Below are 16,108 nucleotides of genomic sequence, written 5' to 3' on the forward strand. Positions count from 1 at the left end.
CCCAGATGCTGATAGCCGTTCATCATGTGCCTTCCTGGAAAAGGGATCAAACCCCTATAAATCCTAGGATTTCGCACTTCGATCTAGAATCCACCAGCTCGGATCATAAAGTCCGATAATAAGGATTATGTTAAATATGGTGCGACTTTGTCTCAGTCTTCCTGGATCTGGCTATGCTCGCGCGTGTCGCGCATCCGCACATAAACCACCAGCGAAATGGCGATCATCACCGTGACATAGATGTAAAAGGCTTGCTCCATGTCCGCCTGCTTGAACCACAAGGCGACGAACTCGGCCGTCCCGCCGAACAGCGTATTGGCCAAGGCATAAGGCAGCGCCACGCCCAGCGCTCTGATGTGCGCCGGGAACAGTTCTGCCTTCACCACGGCGTTGATCGAGGTGTAGCCGGTAACGATGATCAGCCCCGCCATGACCAGCAGACCGGCGATCAACGGGTCTTTGGTTACGGCCAGGGTCGCGAAGATGGGATAAGTGCACAGGACGCCCATGACGCCAAAGCCGATCATCAGCGGCTTGCGCCCGATCCGGTCGGACAGCGCACCTGCGACTGGTTGAAGCAGCATGAAGGCAAAGAGCGTCACGGCGTTGATCTGCGACGCCGTTTCCCGGCTGAGGCCGCTGGTATTGACCAGGAATTTCTGCATGTAGATGGAATAAGCGTAGAAAGCGATGGTGCCGCCAGCCGTGAGCAGCATCACCGTCAGCGTTTCGCGCGGATGGTTGGTGATGAGTTCGACGAAGCCCGATTTGGGCGCGCCCGCTGCCTTGGCCACCGCAAAGCTCTGCGTTTCGGCAAGGCCGCGCCGCAGCCAGAAGACGATCACCGCCAGCGCGCCGCCGATGAAAAAGGGTATGCGCCAGCCCCAGGCGTCTAACTGCGCCTCCGTCAGCGTCGCCTGCAAAACCAGCAGCACGCAGATGGCGACCAACTGACCGGCGATCAGCGTGACATATTGGAAACTGGAGAAGAAGCCACGCCGGTTCTTGCCCGCCATTTCCGACAAATAGGTGGCGCTGGCACCATATTCGCCGCCGATCGACAGGCCCTGCATCAGCCGCGCCAGTACCAGCAGCAGCGGCGCGGCGACGCCTATCGTCTCATAGCCGGGTGTCACCGCGATCAGGAGCGACCCGGCGCACATCAGCGCGACCGACAGCGTCAGGCCACTCTTGCGGCCATGGCGGTCGGCATAGACGCCCATCAGCCATGCGCCGATCGGCCGCATCAGGAAGCCGACCGCGAAAATCCCGGCGGCGCTCAGCAGTTGGGCGGTGCGATCCTGGCTGGGGAAGAAATGCGGCGCGAAATAGAGGGTGAAGGCGGCATAGGCATACCAGTCATACCATTCGACCAGATTGCCGGTGGAGCCGCCGATAATGGCCTTGAGCCGCTGGCGCTGGGTGGGTGGTGCGAGCGATGGCGTCATGGTGTTAGCACCATTTCGCCATCCTGTACGCCCCAGCTTTTGAGACGGGAGAGCATGTTCATGCCGATGACGTTGATCTCTCCGAATGCGGGCGAGACGACGACGGGCAGGTCGCTGGCCGTCACGGGGCCGATCGCCAGTTTTGCAATGCTGGAGCGGCGCGCTTCGACCTTGCCGTTCGCGGTGGTCATGACGACGCCGGGCTCGCCGATGTCATAATTGAGGCCTGCCGCGCGGGCGGTTGGTTCGGATAGCGCGGTAATGGTCGCGCCGCTGTCGATCAGGAAACGCGCAGGCGTGCCGTTGATGGTGGCTTCGACCCAATAATGGCCGTCGCGGGCCACGGGAATGCGGATAGCTTGCCCTTTGGTTCGGACTGGCGGCAGCTTTGGCGGCGCATCGCCGGGTGGAAGCCCCTCCTCCGCCCAGCGGCCAGTGAGATAGCCCTGCTGCTGCGCCAATGTGAACAGCCCGAACAGCCCTGCGAAGATGGCAACCCATAGCAAAGCCAGGCGCAATAACGATCCCCAAGCCAGCCGCCGCCCGATCAGCGATGATCCAACCAGCACGAGCACCAGCACATACCAGAGGGTCGAAGCTGTCAGGTCGCCGTCCATCAATCCCCCTGCTCTGCCGTCGTCAGTTCGGCTATCATCCCGTCATAGCCGGGTTCGACGCCGCTGGGGAGTGTTTGCCGCAGCGTTGCATAATCCATGCTCTGATCCATATGGGTGAGAATGGCTTGGCCGGGTTTGGCTTGCGCGATGCCGTCCAAAGTGAGGGCGAGGTGCGGGTGGGTCGGGTGCGGCTTTTCGCGCAGGGCATCGACCACCCAGACATCGAGCCGGTCATAGAGCGCCAGCATTTCCGGCGTCAGCGCATGGAAATCGGTGGCGTAGCCGATCGAGCGGCCGCCATGGGTGAAGCGAAATCCGGTGGACCAGATGTCGCCATGGGGCTGATCGACGCAGGCGATGTCAATGTCGCCGATCCGCAGCCTGTCGGGCAGGATATGCGGCGCGATGGTCGGGTGATAGCCGTTGCGCCCCTCAAAGGCGTAGGCGAAGCGCTGTGACAAGAGGCGGAGCGTCTGTTCGCGCGCATAGCCCGGCACGGGCGAGCGGCGATGATGGAAGAGTTGGCGAACATCGTCGATGCCATGGCTATGATCGGCATGATCATGCGTCCACAGGATGGCGTCGATCTGGACCACGTCGGCAGCGAGCAATTGCGCGCGCATGTCGGGCGATGTGTCGATCAGGATGCGGGTGGTCGGGCTTTCGACCAGGATGGACACGCGGCTGCGACGGTTTTTCGGCTCGGTCGGGTCGCAAGTGCCCCAATCATTGCCGATGCGCGGAACGCCGGACGAGGTGCCACTGCCGAGGATCGTGAGTTTGAAGCTCATGCCACCTTCTTGAACAAGGTGCGGAAATTGGCGGAGGTCGCGGCGGCCAATTGCTCGATGCTTTCGCCGCGCAGTGTGGCGAGGAAGCGCGCGGTGTCCGCCACGAAAGCCGGTTCGCACGGGCGACCGCGATGCGGCACCGGGGCGAGGAAGGGCGAGTCCGTTTCCACCAGCAGCCGATCGAGCGGCAGGCGCGCCGCCGTTTCCTGCAAATCCTTCGCGCTCTTGAAGGTCACGATGCCCGAAATGCTGATGTAGAAGCCCAATTCCATCGCCGCATCGGCAAAGGTGCCGCTGGCGGTGAAACAGTGGATGACGCCGGGATAGGCCCCCTTCCCCATTTCGTCACGCATGATCGCCAGCGTATCCTCCTCCGCATCGCGGGTGTGGACGATAAGCGGCAGGCCGGTTTCGCGCGAGGCGGCGATGTGCGCGCGAAAACTCTTCTGCTGTCGGTCGCGGTCGCTATGGTCGTAATAATAATCGAGGCCGGTTTCGCCGATGCCGACGACGCGCGGATGCGCGGCGCGCTCGACCAGCTTGGCGGTATCGACATGGGGATGCTCGTCGGCTTCATGCGGGTGGATGCCGACCGTCGCCCAAACGTCGGGCGCACGGATCGCGGTGTCGAGGACGGCATCCCATTCGCTTTCACGGGTCGCGATATTGAGCATTAGGTCGATGCCGGCCGCGCGGGCGCGTTCCAGCACATTCTCCTGATCCTCAATCAAGCCCTTGTAATTCAAGTGGCAATGGCTGTCGATCAGCATGGCGATCAGGCGTCCGCTTCGGTCAGTTCGAGGCGAGGAAAGAGCGGCTTTGGCGGGCTGAGCACAAAGCCGCTGGTGCGCAGGGCGGCATACCAATCCCCGCCGATAAGCGCATAGCCGCGTTGGTCGGCCGACAAGCCCATCTGGTCCAACAAGTTCGTAGCGCTGTTGGGGATGATCGGCTGGACCATGATGGCAAGGCTGGCGATGGCGTCGTACAAGGTCGCCAGTACGGCCTCCATCCGCGCCGGGTCGGTCTTGCGCAGCGCCCAGGGTGCCTGCGCGTCGATATAGGCGTTGCAGGCGAATACGGCGCGCATCCAGGCCTCGATCGCGACCGATGGCGCGAGGTCGGCCATGGCGGTTTGGAATGTCGCGGCGGCTTCGGCAATGGTGGCAAGCAGGTCGCTATCCACATCCTGTGGCGCGGGCTGGGGCAAGCGCCCTTCCAGATTCTTCGCGATGAAGCTCAGCGTTCGCTGCGCCAGATTGCCGAAACTGTTGGCCAAGTCGCTATTGGCGCGGGCGACGATCGCTTCGGCGCTGTAGCTGCCGTCATTGCCGAACGTGACTTCGGATAGCAGGAAATAGCGCAATTGATCGACGCCGAACCGCTCGGCTAATGCGATCGGATCAGCGACATTGCCGACCGACTTGGACATTTTCTCGCCGCGGTTGAGCAGGAAGCCGTGGCCGAAAATCTGGCTCGGCAAGGGCAACTTCGCACTCATCAGGAAGGCTGGCCAGTAAACGGTATGAAAACGCACGATATCCTTGCCGATGATGTGGGTGATGTCACCCCCCTCGGCCCAATAGCGCGCCATCCGCGCCGCATCGTCGGGATAGCCGCAACCAGTCAGATAATTGGTGAGCGCATCGACCCAGACATACATGACATGGCCATCGCTGCCCGGCACCTTCACGCCCCAATCGAAGCTGGTGCGGGAGATGCTGAGGTCGCTCAGGCCGCCTTCGACGAAGCGCAGGATTTCGTTGCGGCGGCTGTCGGGCTGGATGAAGCCGGGCTGGCTTTCATATAGGGCCAGCAGCCGATCCTGATAGGCGGACAGGCGCAAGAACCAGCTCTCCTCGACCGTCCATTCGACCGGCGTGCCCTGGGGTGAGAGTTTGACGCCCCCTTCCCCTTCGACGATTTCCTTTTCGTCATAAAAGGCTTCGTCACGGACCGAATACCAGCCTTCATAGCGGCCAAGATAGAGGTCGCCATTGGCCTCCATCGCTTGCCAGATCGCCTGGCTGGCACGGTGATGATCCGGTTCGCTGGTGCGGATGAAGCGATCATGGCTGATGTTAAGAACCGAGGCCATGTGCTGGAAATGCGCGGCCATTTCATCGGCCAGCGCGCGCGGCTCGATGCCGCGTGTGCGCGCGGCCTGATCCATTTTCAGGCCATGTTCGTCGGTGCCGGTCTGAAAAAATACGTCGCGGCCCATCATCCGCTGGAAGCGGGCGATCGCGTCGGTGGCGATCACCTCATAGGCGTGGCCGATATGCGGACGGCCATTGGGATAGCTGATGGCGGTGGTGATGGTATAGGGTTTGGACATGGCGCCTTCCCTAGCGGCTGTTCGCCTGCGCGCAAAGTCGCTTTTCAGGCGGCGCGCGGTGCCAACGCTGCGACATGGCCCGCCAGTTCGAACACGACCGCCGCGGGATCGAGCGACAGGATGATCGCCCCGCCCGCCAGCCGCCGCGCTTCCTCCCAATGGTCGAGCGCCACGCCAAGGGCCGGACCATGGCGATGCCGCGCAGCTTCGGCGAGGAAAGCGGGCGCGCGTTCCAAGAAGGCTTCATAGCGGGGGCGGGCCGCCTTGCTTGCCAGCGTTTTGGCGAGCAGAAGCCGCTGGCGGTTGCCGGGATCGCCATCGGTCGCGATCGACGTCAAAGCGGCTTCGATCTCAGCCATATTGAGCCCGGCATAGCGCAATGCCTTCCCCGGCGAACCTTCCCCGGCCCGCACCAGCGCGTCCATTTCCGCGGGCGACAACTCTCCCTCTCCCGCGCGCAAAACCGATCGCATCGCCGCATCGTCCAGCGGATCGAAGCGCAGCGTGCGGCAGCGTGAGCGGATGGTCGGCAGCAGGCGACCGGGCGCATGGCTGACCAGCAGGAACAGCATGTCGGCAGGCGGCTCCTCCAGCGTCTTGAGCAGCGCATTGGCCGCGCCGCGTTCCAGATCGTCGGCGCTGTCGATCACCACGATGCGGCGCGTCGACAGCGACGGGGCCGACTGGAGCAGCCGCCCCAGCCCGCGCACCTGATCGACGCTGATGTTGCGCGCAGTGACGCCATCCTTTTCGAGCGGCGCAAGTTCGGCATAGTCGGGATGGGCACCGGCGTCGATCAGGTGGCGAACCCGATGGTCGTCGGGCACGGCCAGCCCCTCCCCCTCGACCTTTGGCCCGGCGGCGTCGGCGAGCAGGCGCAGCGCCAGCGCGCGCGCAAAGCTGCCCTTGCCGATGCCGCGCGGACCACTCAATATCCAGCCATGATGCATCCGCCCGCTGGCTGCCGCGCCGATCAGCAAACGGGCCTGCGCGTCATGACCAATCAGTGACGTCATGGCAGCAGGTCGGCAAGCGCTTCGAGCAAGCGGGCAGTGACGGCATCCGCTGCGCCCGACGCATCGACAGGCCGGAAACGGGCGGGTTCTTCGACGGCAAAGCGGGCGAAGGCATCCGCCACCGCCCGATGAAAGGTGCGGTCGCGCCCGCCGATCCGGTCGGATATGTCGCCATCGCGGGCACGCGCGCGCGTTTCGGCTTCCGCTTGCGGCAGGGTCAGGAACAAGGTCCGGTCGGGGAGGAATCCGGCGCTGCCGATCCCGTGCAGCGCCACTATGTCGGCATCGGTCAGGTCGCCCTGCCCCTGATAGGCGCGGCTCGAATCGAGATAGCGGTCGGACAGCACCCACGCACCCCGCGCCAGGGCGGGACGGATCGTCTTTTCGCCATGGTCGGCGCGCGCGGCGGCGAACAGCAAGGCTTCGGCGCGCGAGCTCCAGCGATCCGCGCCGCCGGTGAGCAGCAGCGCGCGGATGGCTTCCGCGCCCTCGCTGCCACCGGGCTCACGGGTTTCGACAACCTCCAGCCCGCGCGCGCGCAGGGCAGCGGCGAGCGCGCGAAGCTGGGTCGATTTCCCCGCGCCCTCTCCGCCTTCCAGCGTGATGAAGCGGCCCGGACTCACCCGAACAGCGACTTCATGCCATTCCAGATCCGGCCGAACATTCCGGCTTCCGCCACATCTTCACCCGCGACCAGTGGCATGACCTGCGGCGGCGTGTCAGATGTCTGGACGATGAGCTGGGCGATCTGCTGACCCTTGGCGATCGGCGCCTTGATCGGGCCGGTATAGACGACCTTGACCTTGACGTTCGACGAGGCGGTACGAGGGAGCGTCACCGCCATATTATGCGGCGCGACCAAGGGCACGGTCGTCGCGCTGCCCAACTGGACCTCGGCGGTTTCCACCACCGCGCCTTTCTTGAACAAGGGCTGCGCCTTCCAGGCCTTGAAGCCCCAATCCATGAAGCGCACCGATTCGCCGATGCGGCCATTGAAGCTGGTCAGCCCGGCGACGACCATGACCAGGCGGCGGCCGTCCTGTTCGGCCGACCCGGTGAAGCCATAGCCCGCTTCCTGCGTGTGCCCAGTCTTGAGGCCGTCGGCACCGGCGATCTTGCCCAAAATCGGGTTGCGATTGCCCTGGCTGATGTCGGCGCCGCCCATCGTCTTGCCCCAGGTGAAGGAGCGCGCGGCATAGAAGCGCTTGTAGAGATCAGGCGCCTCCTCGATCGTCGCCTGGGCGAGGCTGGCGAGATCTTCGGCTGTGACATAGGTCACGCCTTCGTCTGGCCAGCCATTGCTGGTGCCGAAATGGCTGTTCTTGAGGCCCAACCGCTTGGCTTCCTCGTTCATCTGCGCGACGAACGCCTGTTCGGTGCCCGCAATCCCTTCGGCCAGCACGACGCAGGCGTCGTTGCCCGATAGGGTGACGATGCCGTGCAGCAGATTTTCCACCGAGACTTGCTCGCCTGCCGACAGGAACATGGTCGATCCCGCCTGGGGCCCGTGCCACTGTTTCCAAGTTTCCGGGCGCACGGTGAACATCGTGTCGAGCTTCAATTCGCCGCGCTGGATCAGGCGGAAGGCGACATGGGCCGTCATCATCTTGGCCATGGACGCAGGCGGAATGCGCGTGTCGCCGCCCTTATTATAGAGTACCGCGCCCGACGACAGATCCTTCATATAAGCGATTGGCGCTTCGCTGCTATAGGGCGGCGCGGCGGCAGTCAGGGGCTGGGTCAACAGCCCGGCGAAGAGGAGGACTGCAACGGACTTGTTCATGACACTGCCTTCAATGGAATGGAATCGTGCGGCGCTGCGCCGGGTCTATCGGGCGTCATTAGCGATGATGGGCGCATTCTCAAAGCCCCCTGCTGCGGCGGCCCGGACGCCTGCCTGCGCCGCGGTTCGGGTGGGATAGGGACCAAAGCGCACGCGCCACAGGTTGCCACTTTCGACAGCGGTCGCGCCGATACGCTTCGCCAGCGCTTCCGCGCGTTCGCGGGACGCAAAAGCGCCGACCTGAACGACATAGCCCCCACGGATCGCGGGGGGCGGGGATGGCCGAGACGACGGCGCAGGGCGTGGGGTGACCGCTTTCGGCGTGATGGCAGGCGATAGCGGTGCCGGAAGCTTGGTGCGCAACGGGGTCAGCAGCGAAGCGGGAGTTTCGAGCCGTTCTGCGGCGCGCTGGTGGGCGCGAAGCAGCGCACGATCCTGTTCGGGCGGGTTGACCCTACGGACGCGCACTGGTGCGGCCCCCTCACCCATGATTCCCAATTGCTCCGCCGCGCCGCGCGACAGGTCGATCAGCCGATCATTCGCAAATGGCCCCCGGTCATTGATGCGGACCAAAATGGTTTTGCCGGTATCGAGCGCCGTTACCTCCACATAGCTGGGCAGAGGCAAGGTCTTGTGTGCGGCGGTGATCGCCATGGGCATGAAGGCTTCGCCATTGGCGGTCTTGTTGCCCTCCACCTCCTCCCCATACCAGCCGGCATAGCCCACCGCGTCATATTGCGGCTCGTCTTCTGGCGTATAGGTCACCCCCCCTATGGTGTAGGCCGCACCAACTATCACGGGTTCATCGGCGACCAAGGGTGTCTTCTGCACCGGCGGTCGCGCAAGGGTGGTGGGTGGCGCGGCCGGTGGCTCTCCGGCACAGGCGGCGAGTAGCAGCAGCGCCCCGGCCGCCAGGCACTGGCCGCCTATTCTATTGCTTGACCGCATCGGCCAGCAGCCCCACCGACAGGGCATAGAAATTGGAACAATTATAGTCGAGGATGGCCCGATAATTGCCGGTCAGAAGATAAGCGGTCTTGCCCGGCCCGTCAGGCTCCAGCAGCGTCGCCATCACCGTGTCGCCCGGCCAGTTTCCCGCTGCCGGGGACAGTCCCATCCTCCGCCACTCCGCCATGGTCAGCCAGCGGCTATGGCGGTTGAACACGCGGGGGCATCGTGTCGGCTGTGTCCGTGCGGTGATCGCCGCGCGGTTAAAGCCATTTGGTACGTTTACAGCCACGCCCCACGGTTGCCCCGCGCGCCAACCCGAATGGACGAAATAATTGGCGATAGATGCCAGCGCGTCAGCCTCGCTGGTCCAGATATCGGCCTTCCCGTCGCCATCGCCGTCGCGCGCCAGGCGCAGATAGACGCTGGGCAGGAATTGCGGATAGCCCGTTGCCCCTGCCCAACTGCCGACCAGGCGGCTGCGCGGTACGCCATTATCCAGCATCTTGAGCGTCGCCAGCAATTCCGGTTCGAACAGCGTCCGCCGCCGCCCTTCCCAGGACAGGGTCGCCAAAGAGCGGATCAGATCAAAGTCGCCCGTATAGGAGCCATAATTGGTTTCATGGCCATAAATTGCGATCATTATTTCTTCAGGGACGCCCGTTTCAGCCTCAATGCGCGCGAGGCGCGCACGATTGGTGCGATAGGCGATCCGTCCGCGGTTGATCCGCGCCGCATCGACATGCTTCACCCGATAGGGCTCGAAATTGGGGATCGGCGAATAAGCGCCGCCCCCCGGCTGATTCTGGTCAAGCTGGATGACGCGCGGATTGGGGGTGAGTGTGGCAAACACGCTGTCGAGCGTCGCATCCCTGATCCCCATCGCGCGTGCCTTGGGGCGAATGCTGTCCAGATAGGCGCGAAAATCCGCGCTGTCCTGCGCCACGGCGGATGTGGGCACCACGCCGGAGGCCGCAACGCCAGCAAGGCCGAACAGCAACGATATTATGGATGTACGCAAAGAATCTCCCATGCGCCTGTTGTTGCACAGGCGGGCGGCAAGGTGAATCCCTTAATGGCAGGCTCGCGCCAGAAAGGGATGAACCGATCGTTCCTCGATTTTTACGCTTGGCAAGTCCGTCCGGCGCGCTAGGAAGCCAAACAACGGAAGTGTGGCCGAGTGGTTTAAGGCAGCGGTCTTGAAAACCGCCGTGGGTGCAAGCTCACCGTGGGTTCGAATCCCACCGCTTCCGCCATAGGCTGCAGGCCCGCGCCATCCACGTTTCAGCGCAGGACGCAAAAACTTCATTTTGTGCGATCCTCGCTCTTCGCCTGTGGTGCAACCAGAGTCGTGTGCTGATTGCCGCCGGGCGGCGTAATCCCATTCGTGCGAAAATATCCCCGCCGCATTGGACCTAATAATGGTGCGCCTCGTTAGCCAAGGAGCAGGCAGCAATCACCAGACCAAGGGGGACGTGGAGCGATGGTCGATAAACCAATCGTGCTCATCACCGGCGCGGCCGGTAATTTGGGGCGATCGCTCGCCAAGGCGCTGGGCGACTCCTATGCCATAGTAGGCCTGGATAGCAGCACGGCGGATGTTGAATTTCCGATCATAAAGGTCGACCTGACCGACGACGCGAAGGTGCAGGCGGCGCTGGTGCAGTTTCGGCGTGAGCATGGTGATCACATCGCGAGCGTCCTTCATCTTGCCGCATTTTTCGATTTCAGCGGCGAAGACAAGCCGCTTTATGATGCGGTGAATGTGGAGGGCAGCCGGCGCCTTGTTTCCGGCCTTTTGGATTTCGAAGTCGAGCAATTCGTCTATTCGGGCACCATGCTGGTGCATGCCCCCGGCAAGCCCGGCAAGCCCGGCAAGCCCGGCGAACGGATCGACGAGTCGACACCCATTGATCCGCAATGGGCCTATCCCCGTTCAAAAGCGGCGGCGGAAGACGCTATTCGCGAAACGCGGGGCGCGATGCCGACGGTGTTTCTGCATCTGGCCGGTGTCTATGACGAGCATAGCTCGGTCCCGACCTTCGCCAATCAGATTGCGCGCATTTATGAGCGCGATTTCCAAAGCCATTTCTATTCCGGTGACACGCGCGCAGGGCAGGCGATGATCCATCGCGATGACCTGATCGATGCCTTTGTCCGCACGGTCGATCGCCGGGCATCCCTGGCGGGGGAAACAACGATCCTGGTCGGCGAAGAGGAAGCGCTGGGCTATGCGGACCTGCAGGATCGCATTGGTTGCTTGATTCATGGCGAGGCCGAATGGGCCACCATCCGGCTTCCCGCGCCCGCCGCCGCCGTTGGCGCATGGGTGCAGGATAAGGCCGAACCGATCGTGCCCGATGCCCTGGACCAGGGCGAGCGGCCCTTCATTCAGCCCTTCATGACTCGCATGGCGAGCGACCATTATGCGCTCGACACGCGCAAGGCGCGAGACTTGCTCGGCTGGGTGCCCCAGCATCGGCTGGCCGACGAACTGCCCGCGATTATCGCAACGCTGAAGAATGATCCTGCCGCATGGTATGCCGCTAATGGCATAACCGCGCCCGCTTTTGTAACGGACGCCGAGGCCGCTGGACAAGACGCTGAGGCACTTCGCATCGACTATGAAACGCGCCGGCGGGCCGATCACAAGGCAACGCGCTGGGCGCATTTTGCCAATATCGCGCTGGGCTTTTGGATATTGACCCAGCCGGTCATCGTTCAGGTCCGGGAACCAGCACTATTCTGGTCGGAAATAGGGCTTGGTGCTGCGCTTATCATCTTTGCCTCATGCGCGCTGTCCTGGCGCATGACCTGGGCACGCTGGGCGTCGGCCGGTGTCGGTGCCTTGCTCATGGCGATCCCGTTCCTGTTCTGGACCGGCAATCCGGCGGCCTTCCTATCGGACACGCTGGTGGGTATGCTGGTCTTTTCCTTTGCGGTTGGCGCTCGCCCCGAACCGGGGCCATCCATGGCCGCAGCGATGGACCGATCGACGATACCAGCCGGATGGTCGTACAATCCCTCCTCCTGGACCCAGCGTCTGCCCATCATCCTGCTGGCGCTCATCGGCCTCGTGGTAGCGCGTTACCTGACGGCCTATCAGCTTGGGCAGATCGACTCTGTATGGGATCCGTTTTTCTCCGGCCTGCCCGATGATGCAACGAAGAACGGAACGGAAGCGGTGATAACCTCGGCGGTGTCCGAAGCCTTCCCCATCCCTGATGCGGCTTTGGGCGGCTATACCTATGCGCTCGAAATCGTGACGGGCATTGTCGGATCGCGGGCGCGCTGGCGGACGATGCCGTGGCTGGTATTTCTGTTCGGACTGATGATCGTGCCGCTCAGCATCGTGTCGATCAGCTTCGTCATCATCCAGCCGATCATTATCGGCACCTGGGCGACACTGACGCTGGTTGCTGCCGCAGCGATGCTGATCCAGGTGCCCTATGCCGTCGATGAACTGGTGGCGACGGTGCAGTTTGTCCGGCGTCGGGCGAAGGCAGGGCAAGACTGGTTGCGCGTCTTTCTCTTCGGCGATGCGGACCCGGACGGTCGGATCGACGACAGGGATGAATTTGATCGCGCGCCCGGCGCAGTCCTGCGCGACATGGCCGTTGGTGGCGTCAACCTGCCCTGGAACCTCGCGGCGGCCGGTCTGATAGGGGTTTCGCTCCTGTTCACGCGGCTGACCTTGGGGGCCGAGAGCAGCATGGCCAATGCTGACCATGTGATGGGATTTGTGATCTTGACCGTGGTTTCGCTTGCAGCGGCGGAGATTGTCCGGGTCGCTCGCTATCTGTTGATCCCCTGCGGTATCGCGGTTGCTGTGTCGCCTCTCTTGTTCGGTGCCGAAAGCCCGCATTTGCTCGTCAACCTTGCCGCAGGTGCCGCCATCGCTCTGCTTGCGCTGCGTCGCGGCCCCATTCTCGAACAATATGGCGGGGCGCTTTCATCGGATGAGCATCTATAGTGAAGGAGAGACAACCGCCGCGCGACGGCTTCGCCTGCCTTATGTCGGTAACGGAACCAACATGGCCGCGAGGGCTTACCCTATAGGATCAAGCATATCGGAGCCTATATGACGAACCCTCCTGAAACAGTCGAATATGACAATGCGACGGGCGGATGGGGGTCATTGCGCGGCATGGGCAGCACCGCGCTGGGTGAAAAATCCACGCCCGGCGCGTTGGAGACATTGCGTAGCCAGAACAAGACTGGCGGTTTCATGTGTACGAGTTGTGCCTGGGGCAAGCCTAAACATCCCCATGCCTTTGAATTTTGCGAAAATGGCGCGAAGGCTACCCTGTGGGAATTGACCACGCATCGCTGCACGCCGGAATTTTTTGCCAAACATAGCGTGACCGAACTACGTGGTTGGAGCGATCATGATCTTGAGCATGAGGGACGCCTGACGCACCCCATGCGCTATGATGCGGCGAGCGATCATTATGTGCTATGTGGTTGGGAGGAAGCCTTTTCCGCAATCGGCGCAGAGTTGGAGGCGATCGACCCCAAGTCGGCAATTTTCTATGCGTCCGGTCGCGCCAGTCTGGAAACCTCCTATCTCTATGCACTGTTCGCGCGGCTTTATGGGCATAATAATCTGCCTGACAGTTCCAATATGTGCCACGAAACCACGTCGGTCACACTGAACAGTTTGATCGGTTCGCCGGTTGGAACATGCGTTCTTGACGATTTTGTACAATGCGATGCGATTTTCTTTTTCGGGCAGAATACCGGCACCAATAGCCCACGGTTCCTGCATCCGCTGCAAAAGGCGGTCGAGCGCGGCTGCAAGGTCGTCACCTTCAATCCCATTCGGGAAAAGGGACTGATCGAGTTCGTCAATCCGCAACGGCCAACGCAAATGCTGACCGGCAACGGCACGCAGATTAGTTGCCAATATCTGCAGGTGCGCGCCGGGGGCGACATCGCGGCGATCATGGGGCTGTGCAAATATGTGTTGGCCGAAGACGCGCGCCGGGGCGGGACGTTGATCGACCGGGCCTTCATCGCCGAACATTGCCTGGGCTTCGAGGCGTTTCGAGCCAAGGCGGATGCAACGACATGGGACCGGATCGAGCAGGAGTCAGGGCTTAGTCGCGCCGATATCGAGGAAGCAGGCCGGGTCTATGTCGAGGCCGAACGGGTGATCGGCGTCTATGGCATGGGGCTGACGCAGCATGTCCATGGCTTTGAGAATATCGCCATGCTCGTCAATCTTCTGTTGATGCGCGGGCATATCGGCCGTCCTGGTGCGGGCATATGCCCGGTTCGCGGCCATTCCAACGTGCAGGGCCAACGCACGGTGGGTATTTCCGAAAAACCCGAACTGGTCCCGCTCGATAAGTTTGCCGAGCAGTTCGACTTCGATCCCCCGCGCGACAAGGGCATGACAACTGTGGAAGTATGCGAAGGCGTGCTGGATGGCAGCGTGCAGGCCTTTATCGGCCTGGGTGGCAACTTCCTGCGCGCAATTCCCGATCAGGCCCGGATCGAACCCGCCTGGGAGCAAATGCGTCTGACCGTTCAGATCGCCACCAAATTGAACCGGGGACATTTGTTCAATGGCAAGATCGCCTATCTTCTTCCCTGCCTGGGCCGCAGCGAAGAGGATATGCAGGCGGGAGGACCGCAGACGGTCACCATCGAAGACAGTTTCAGCCATATCCATGCTTCCATTGGTCATCGCAAACCGGCCAGCGAGCATCTGAAATCGGAAATGGCGATCGTGGCCGGCATCGCAAAGGCGACGCTGCCCCCAAATCCCAAGGTGCGCTGGGATGAATGGACGGCAGACTATAGCCTGGTCCGCGATCTGATCGCCGAGACTTATCATGAAGAATTTCATGATATGAACGCACGCATTTTTGAACCAGGCGGCTTTTATCGGGGCAATGGCGCGCGGGAGCGAATTTGGAAAACCGAAAGCGGGAAAGCCCAGTTCACCGCGCCTGATATGCTCGCTGCGACAGACGTAGCGGACGATGATGGCCGATATCGGCTCGTAACGGTCCGCTCCAACGACCAGTTCAACACCACCATATATGGCTATAGCGACCGCTTGCGCGGCATAGAAGGCAAACGGAATATCGTGCTGATCAATCCAGCCGACATGGCGAGGGCGGGTCTGACCGAAGGCCAGCGCGTCTCGCTGACCGGGGACGCGGGCGACAGCCATGTGCGTCGCATCGACGGTCTGGAAATCATCCCCTTCGACCTGCCCGACGGGACGATCGTGGGCTATTATCCAGAACTTAATCCCCTGATAGCGCTGCATCATCACGACCGCCATTCCAAGACCCCCGCAAGCAAGGCCGTGCCGGTGCGCATAGAGCCCTCGGCACGATAATGGCCGAGGCGATTTTCGACGATCCCATTGGCGAAAAAATAGCTGCCGCTGCGCCGGAGGTTTTGGCGGACAAGGCGAAGAAGCCTTGGGCGCGGATGCTGATCTTGGCGATAATGGCGGGTGCGTTCATTGCCTTTGGATCAATCGCCGCACTCGTTGCGCAGGCTGATATGGGAGATGGCGGTGCGGTGCGGCTCTTGTCCGGCCTTGCCTTTTCCGTGGGTCTGATGATGGTTATGATCGTCGGGGCTGAACTGTTCACCGGCAACACGATGATGCTGCTGCCGATGACGACCGGCGATCTGAAACCAGGCCGGATGTTCGGGGCATGGACGCTGGTATGGGTCGGCAATCTCATCGGTGCGCTTATCATCGCCCTGTTATTCGCGGGCAGCGGCGGCCTTGGTGATGGCGTTGGTGAAGCAGCGATCACCTTGGCCGATGACAAGCTGGCCAAATCGCCCGCTGCCATCTTCTGCTCGGCCATCCTTGCGAACATGTTGGTGTGCCTCGCGGTATGGATGTCGATGAATGCGCGGACCATCCCCGGCAAGGCCGTTTCCATTCTAGGCCCCGTCATGATTTTCGTGGCTGCTGGCCTGGAACATTCCATCGCCAATATGTCGCTGCTTCCCTTGGGGTGGCTGGCAGCACCGGGCGCAAGCCCCGACTTGATTGGCGGGCTTTTGAACCTCGCCTTCAGCACGGTGGGCAATGTCATCGGTGGCGGTGCCGTTGCGGTCGCTATCGCCTTTGGACATGATAGGCTTCGACAGTCGGCTGGGTGAAGGACAGGGTTTGATCGAGGGGAC

At 62.3% G+C, this 16,108-nt stretch carries 13 protein-coding genes and 1 tRNA gene; 4 read left to right on the forward strand and 10 right to left on the reverse strand.

Features of this window, described 5'->3' with window-relative positions; genetic code table 11:
• Positions 1–152: 152 nt before the first annotated feature.
• From J2W40_RS19180 to J2W40_RS19225, 10 genes are read right to left on the reverse strand one after another with little or no spacing between them, the layout of a single operon-like run.
• On the reverse strand, positions 153–1,448 hold the full coding sequence (locus J2W40_RS19180) for an MFS transporter (RefSeq protein ID WP_310227574.1): 1,296 nt from the start codon (positions 1,446–1,448) through the stop codon (positions 153–155).
• The gene (locus tag J2W40_RS19185) at positions 1,445–2,065 is read right to left on the reverse strand and encodes a retropepsin-like aspartic protease family protein (RefSeq protein ID WP_310227575.1); all 621 of its coding nucleotides are present in this window, start codon (positions 2,063–2,065) and stop codon (positions 1,445–1,447) included. Before J2W40_RS19185 ends, J2W40_RS19180 begins: the two co-directional genes overlap by 4 nt.
• Entirely contained in the window at positions 2,065–2,856 is a 792-nt protein-coding gene (locus J2W40_RS19190) for an MBL fold metallo-hydrolase (protein ID WP_310227576.1), read from the reverse strand. Before J2W40_RS19190 ends, J2W40_RS19185 begins: the two co-directional genes overlap by 1 nt.
• Positions 2,853–3,626 carry a TatD family hydrolase gene (locus tag J2W40_RS19195; RefSeq protein ID WP_310227577.1) on the reverse strand — a complete coding sequence of 258 codons (774 nt, stop codon included), beginning with the start codon at positions 3,624–3,626 and terminating at the stop codon, positions 2,853–2,855. Before J2W40_RS19195 ends, J2W40_RS19190 begins: the two co-directional genes overlap by 4 nt.
• 5 nt (positions 3,627–3,631) lie before the next feature.
• On the reverse strand, positions 3,632–5,194 hold the full coding sequence (gene metG / locus J2W40_RS19200) for a methionine--tRNA ligase (protein ID WP_310227578.1): 1,563 nt from the start codon (positions 5,192–5,194) through the stop codon (positions 3,632–3,634).
• A 44-nt stretch (positions 5,195–5,238) separates the two neighbouring features.
• Positions 5,239–6,210: an AAA family ATPase gene (locus J2W40_RS19205; RefSeq protein WP_310227579.1), complete on the reverse strand. Its 972-nt coding sequence runs from the start codon at positions 6,208–6,210 to the stop codon at positions 5,239–5,241.
• The gene (gene tmk / locus J2W40_RS19210) at positions 6,207–6,833 is read right to left on the reverse strand and encodes a dTMP kinase (RefSeq protein WP_310227580.1); all 627 of its coding nucleotides are present in this window, start codon (positions 6,831–6,833) and stop codon (positions 6,207–6,209) included. The genes J2W40_RS19205 and tmk overlap by 4 nt, the downstream gene beginning before the upstream one ends.
• On the reverse strand, positions 6,830–7,993 hold the full coding sequence (locus tag J2W40_RS19215; RefSeq protein ID WP_310227581.1) for a D-alanyl-D-alanine carboxypeptidase family protein: 1,164 nt from the start codon (positions 7,991–7,993) through the stop codon (positions 6,830–6,832). Before J2W40_RS19215 ends, tmk begins: the two co-directional genes overlap by 4 nt.
• 45 nt (positions 7,994–8,038) lie before the next feature.
• Positions 8,039–8,941 carry a septal ring lytic transglycosylase RlpA family protein gene (locus tag J2W40_RS19220; protein ID WP_310227582.1) on the reverse strand — a complete coding sequence of 301 codons (903 nt, stop codon included), beginning with the start codon at positions 8,939–8,941 and terminating at the stop codon, positions 8,039–8,041.
• Positions 8,925–9,974 carry a lytic murein transglycosylase gene (locus tag J2W40_RS19225; protein WP_310227583.1) on the reverse strand — a complete coding sequence of 350 codons (1,050 nt, stop codon included), beginning with the start codon at positions 9,972–9,974 and terminating at the stop codon, positions 8,925–8,927. The genes J2W40_RS19220 and J2W40_RS19225 overlap by 17 nt, the downstream gene beginning before the upstream one ends.
• Positions 9,975–10,107: 133 nt before the next feature.
• On the opposite strand from J2W40_RS19225, the gene J2W40_RS19230 reads away from it, so the two are divergent.
• From J2W40_RS19230 to J2W40_RS19245, 4 genes are all read left to right on the forward strand, one after another.
• A tRNA-Ser gene (locus J2W40_RS19230) sits at positions 10,108–10,197 on the forward strand.
• Between the two features lie 227 nt (positions 10,198–10,424).
• Positions 10,425–12,914: a vitamin K epoxide reductase family protein gene (locus J2W40_RS19235; protein ID WP_310227584.1), complete on the forward strand. Its 2,490-nt coding sequence runs from the start codon at positions 10,425–10,427 to the stop codon at positions 12,912–12,914.
• A 108-nt stretch (positions 12,915–13,022) separates the two neighbouring features.
• The gene (locus J2W40_RS19240) at positions 13,023–15,296 is read left to right on the forward strand and encodes an FdhF/YdeP family oxidoreductase (protein ID WP_310227585.1); all 2,274 of its coding nucleotides are present in this window, start codon (positions 13,023–13,025) and stop codon (positions 15,294–15,296) included.
• Positions 15,296–16,084 carry a formate/nitrite transporter family protein gene (locus J2W40_RS19245; protein WP_310227586.1) on the forward strand — a complete coding sequence of 263 codons (789 nt, stop codon included), beginning with the start codon at positions 15,296–15,298 and terminating at the stop codon, positions 16,082–16,084. Before J2W40_RS19240 ends, J2W40_RS19245 begins: the two co-directional genes overlap by 1 nt.
• Positions 16,085–16,108 lie beyond the last annotated feature (24 nt).

It is taken from the genome of Sphingobium xenophagum, assembly GCF_031457465.1.
GTDB classification, from domain to species: Bacteria; Pseudomonadota; Alphaproteobacteria; order Sphingomonadales; family Sphingomonadaceae; genus Sphingobium; species Sphingobium xenophagum_A.

Coding starts and splice junctions, on each gene's coding strand:
- J2W40_RS19245 (WP_310227586.1), top strand. CDS start 15,296: ATGGCCGAGGCGATTTTCGACGATCCCATTGGCGAAAAAATAGCTGCC.
- metG (WP_310227578.1), bottom strand. CDS start 5,194: ATGTCCAAACCCTATACCATCACCACCGCCATCAGCTATCCCAATGGC.
- J2W40_RS19205 (WP_310227579.1), bottom strand. CDS start 6,210: ATGACGTCACTGATTGGTCATGACGCGCAGGCCCGTTTGCTGATCGGC.
- J2W40_RS19240 (WP_310227585.1), top strand. CDS start 13,023: ATGACGAACCCTCCTGAAACAGTCGAATATGACAATGCGACGGGCGGA.
- J2W40_RS19190 (WP_310227576.1), bottom strand. CDS start 2,856: ATGAGCTTCAAACTCACGATCCTCGGCAGTGGCACCTCGTCCGGCGTT.
- J2W40_RS19215 (WP_310227581.1), bottom strand. CDS start 7,993: ATGAACAAGTCCGTTGCAGTCCTCCTCTTCGCCGGGCTGTTGACCCAG.
- J2W40_RS19225 (WP_310227583.1), bottom strand. CDS start 9,974: ATGGGAGATTCTTTGCGTACATCCATAATATCGTTGCTGTTCGGCCTT.
- J2W40_RS19185 (WP_310227575.1), bottom strand. CDS start 2,065: ATGGACGGCGACCTGACAGCTTCGACCCTCTGGTATGTGCTGGTGCTC.
- J2W40_RS19220 (WP_310227582.1), bottom strand. CDS start 8,941: ATGCGGTCAAGCAATAGAATAGGCGGCCAGTGCCTGGCGGCCGGGGCG.
- J2W40_RS19180 (WP_310227574.1), bottom strand. CDS start 1,448: ATGACGCCATCGCTCGCACCACCCACCCAGCGCCAGCGGCTCAAGGCC.
- J2W40_RS19195 (WP_310227577.1), bottom strand. CDS start 3,626: ATGCTGATCGACAGCCATTGCCACTTGAATTACAAGGGCTTGATTGAG.
- J2W40_RS19235 (WP_310227584.1), top strand. CDS start 10,425: ATGGTCGATAAACCAATCGTGCTCATCACCGGCGCGGCCGGTAATTTG.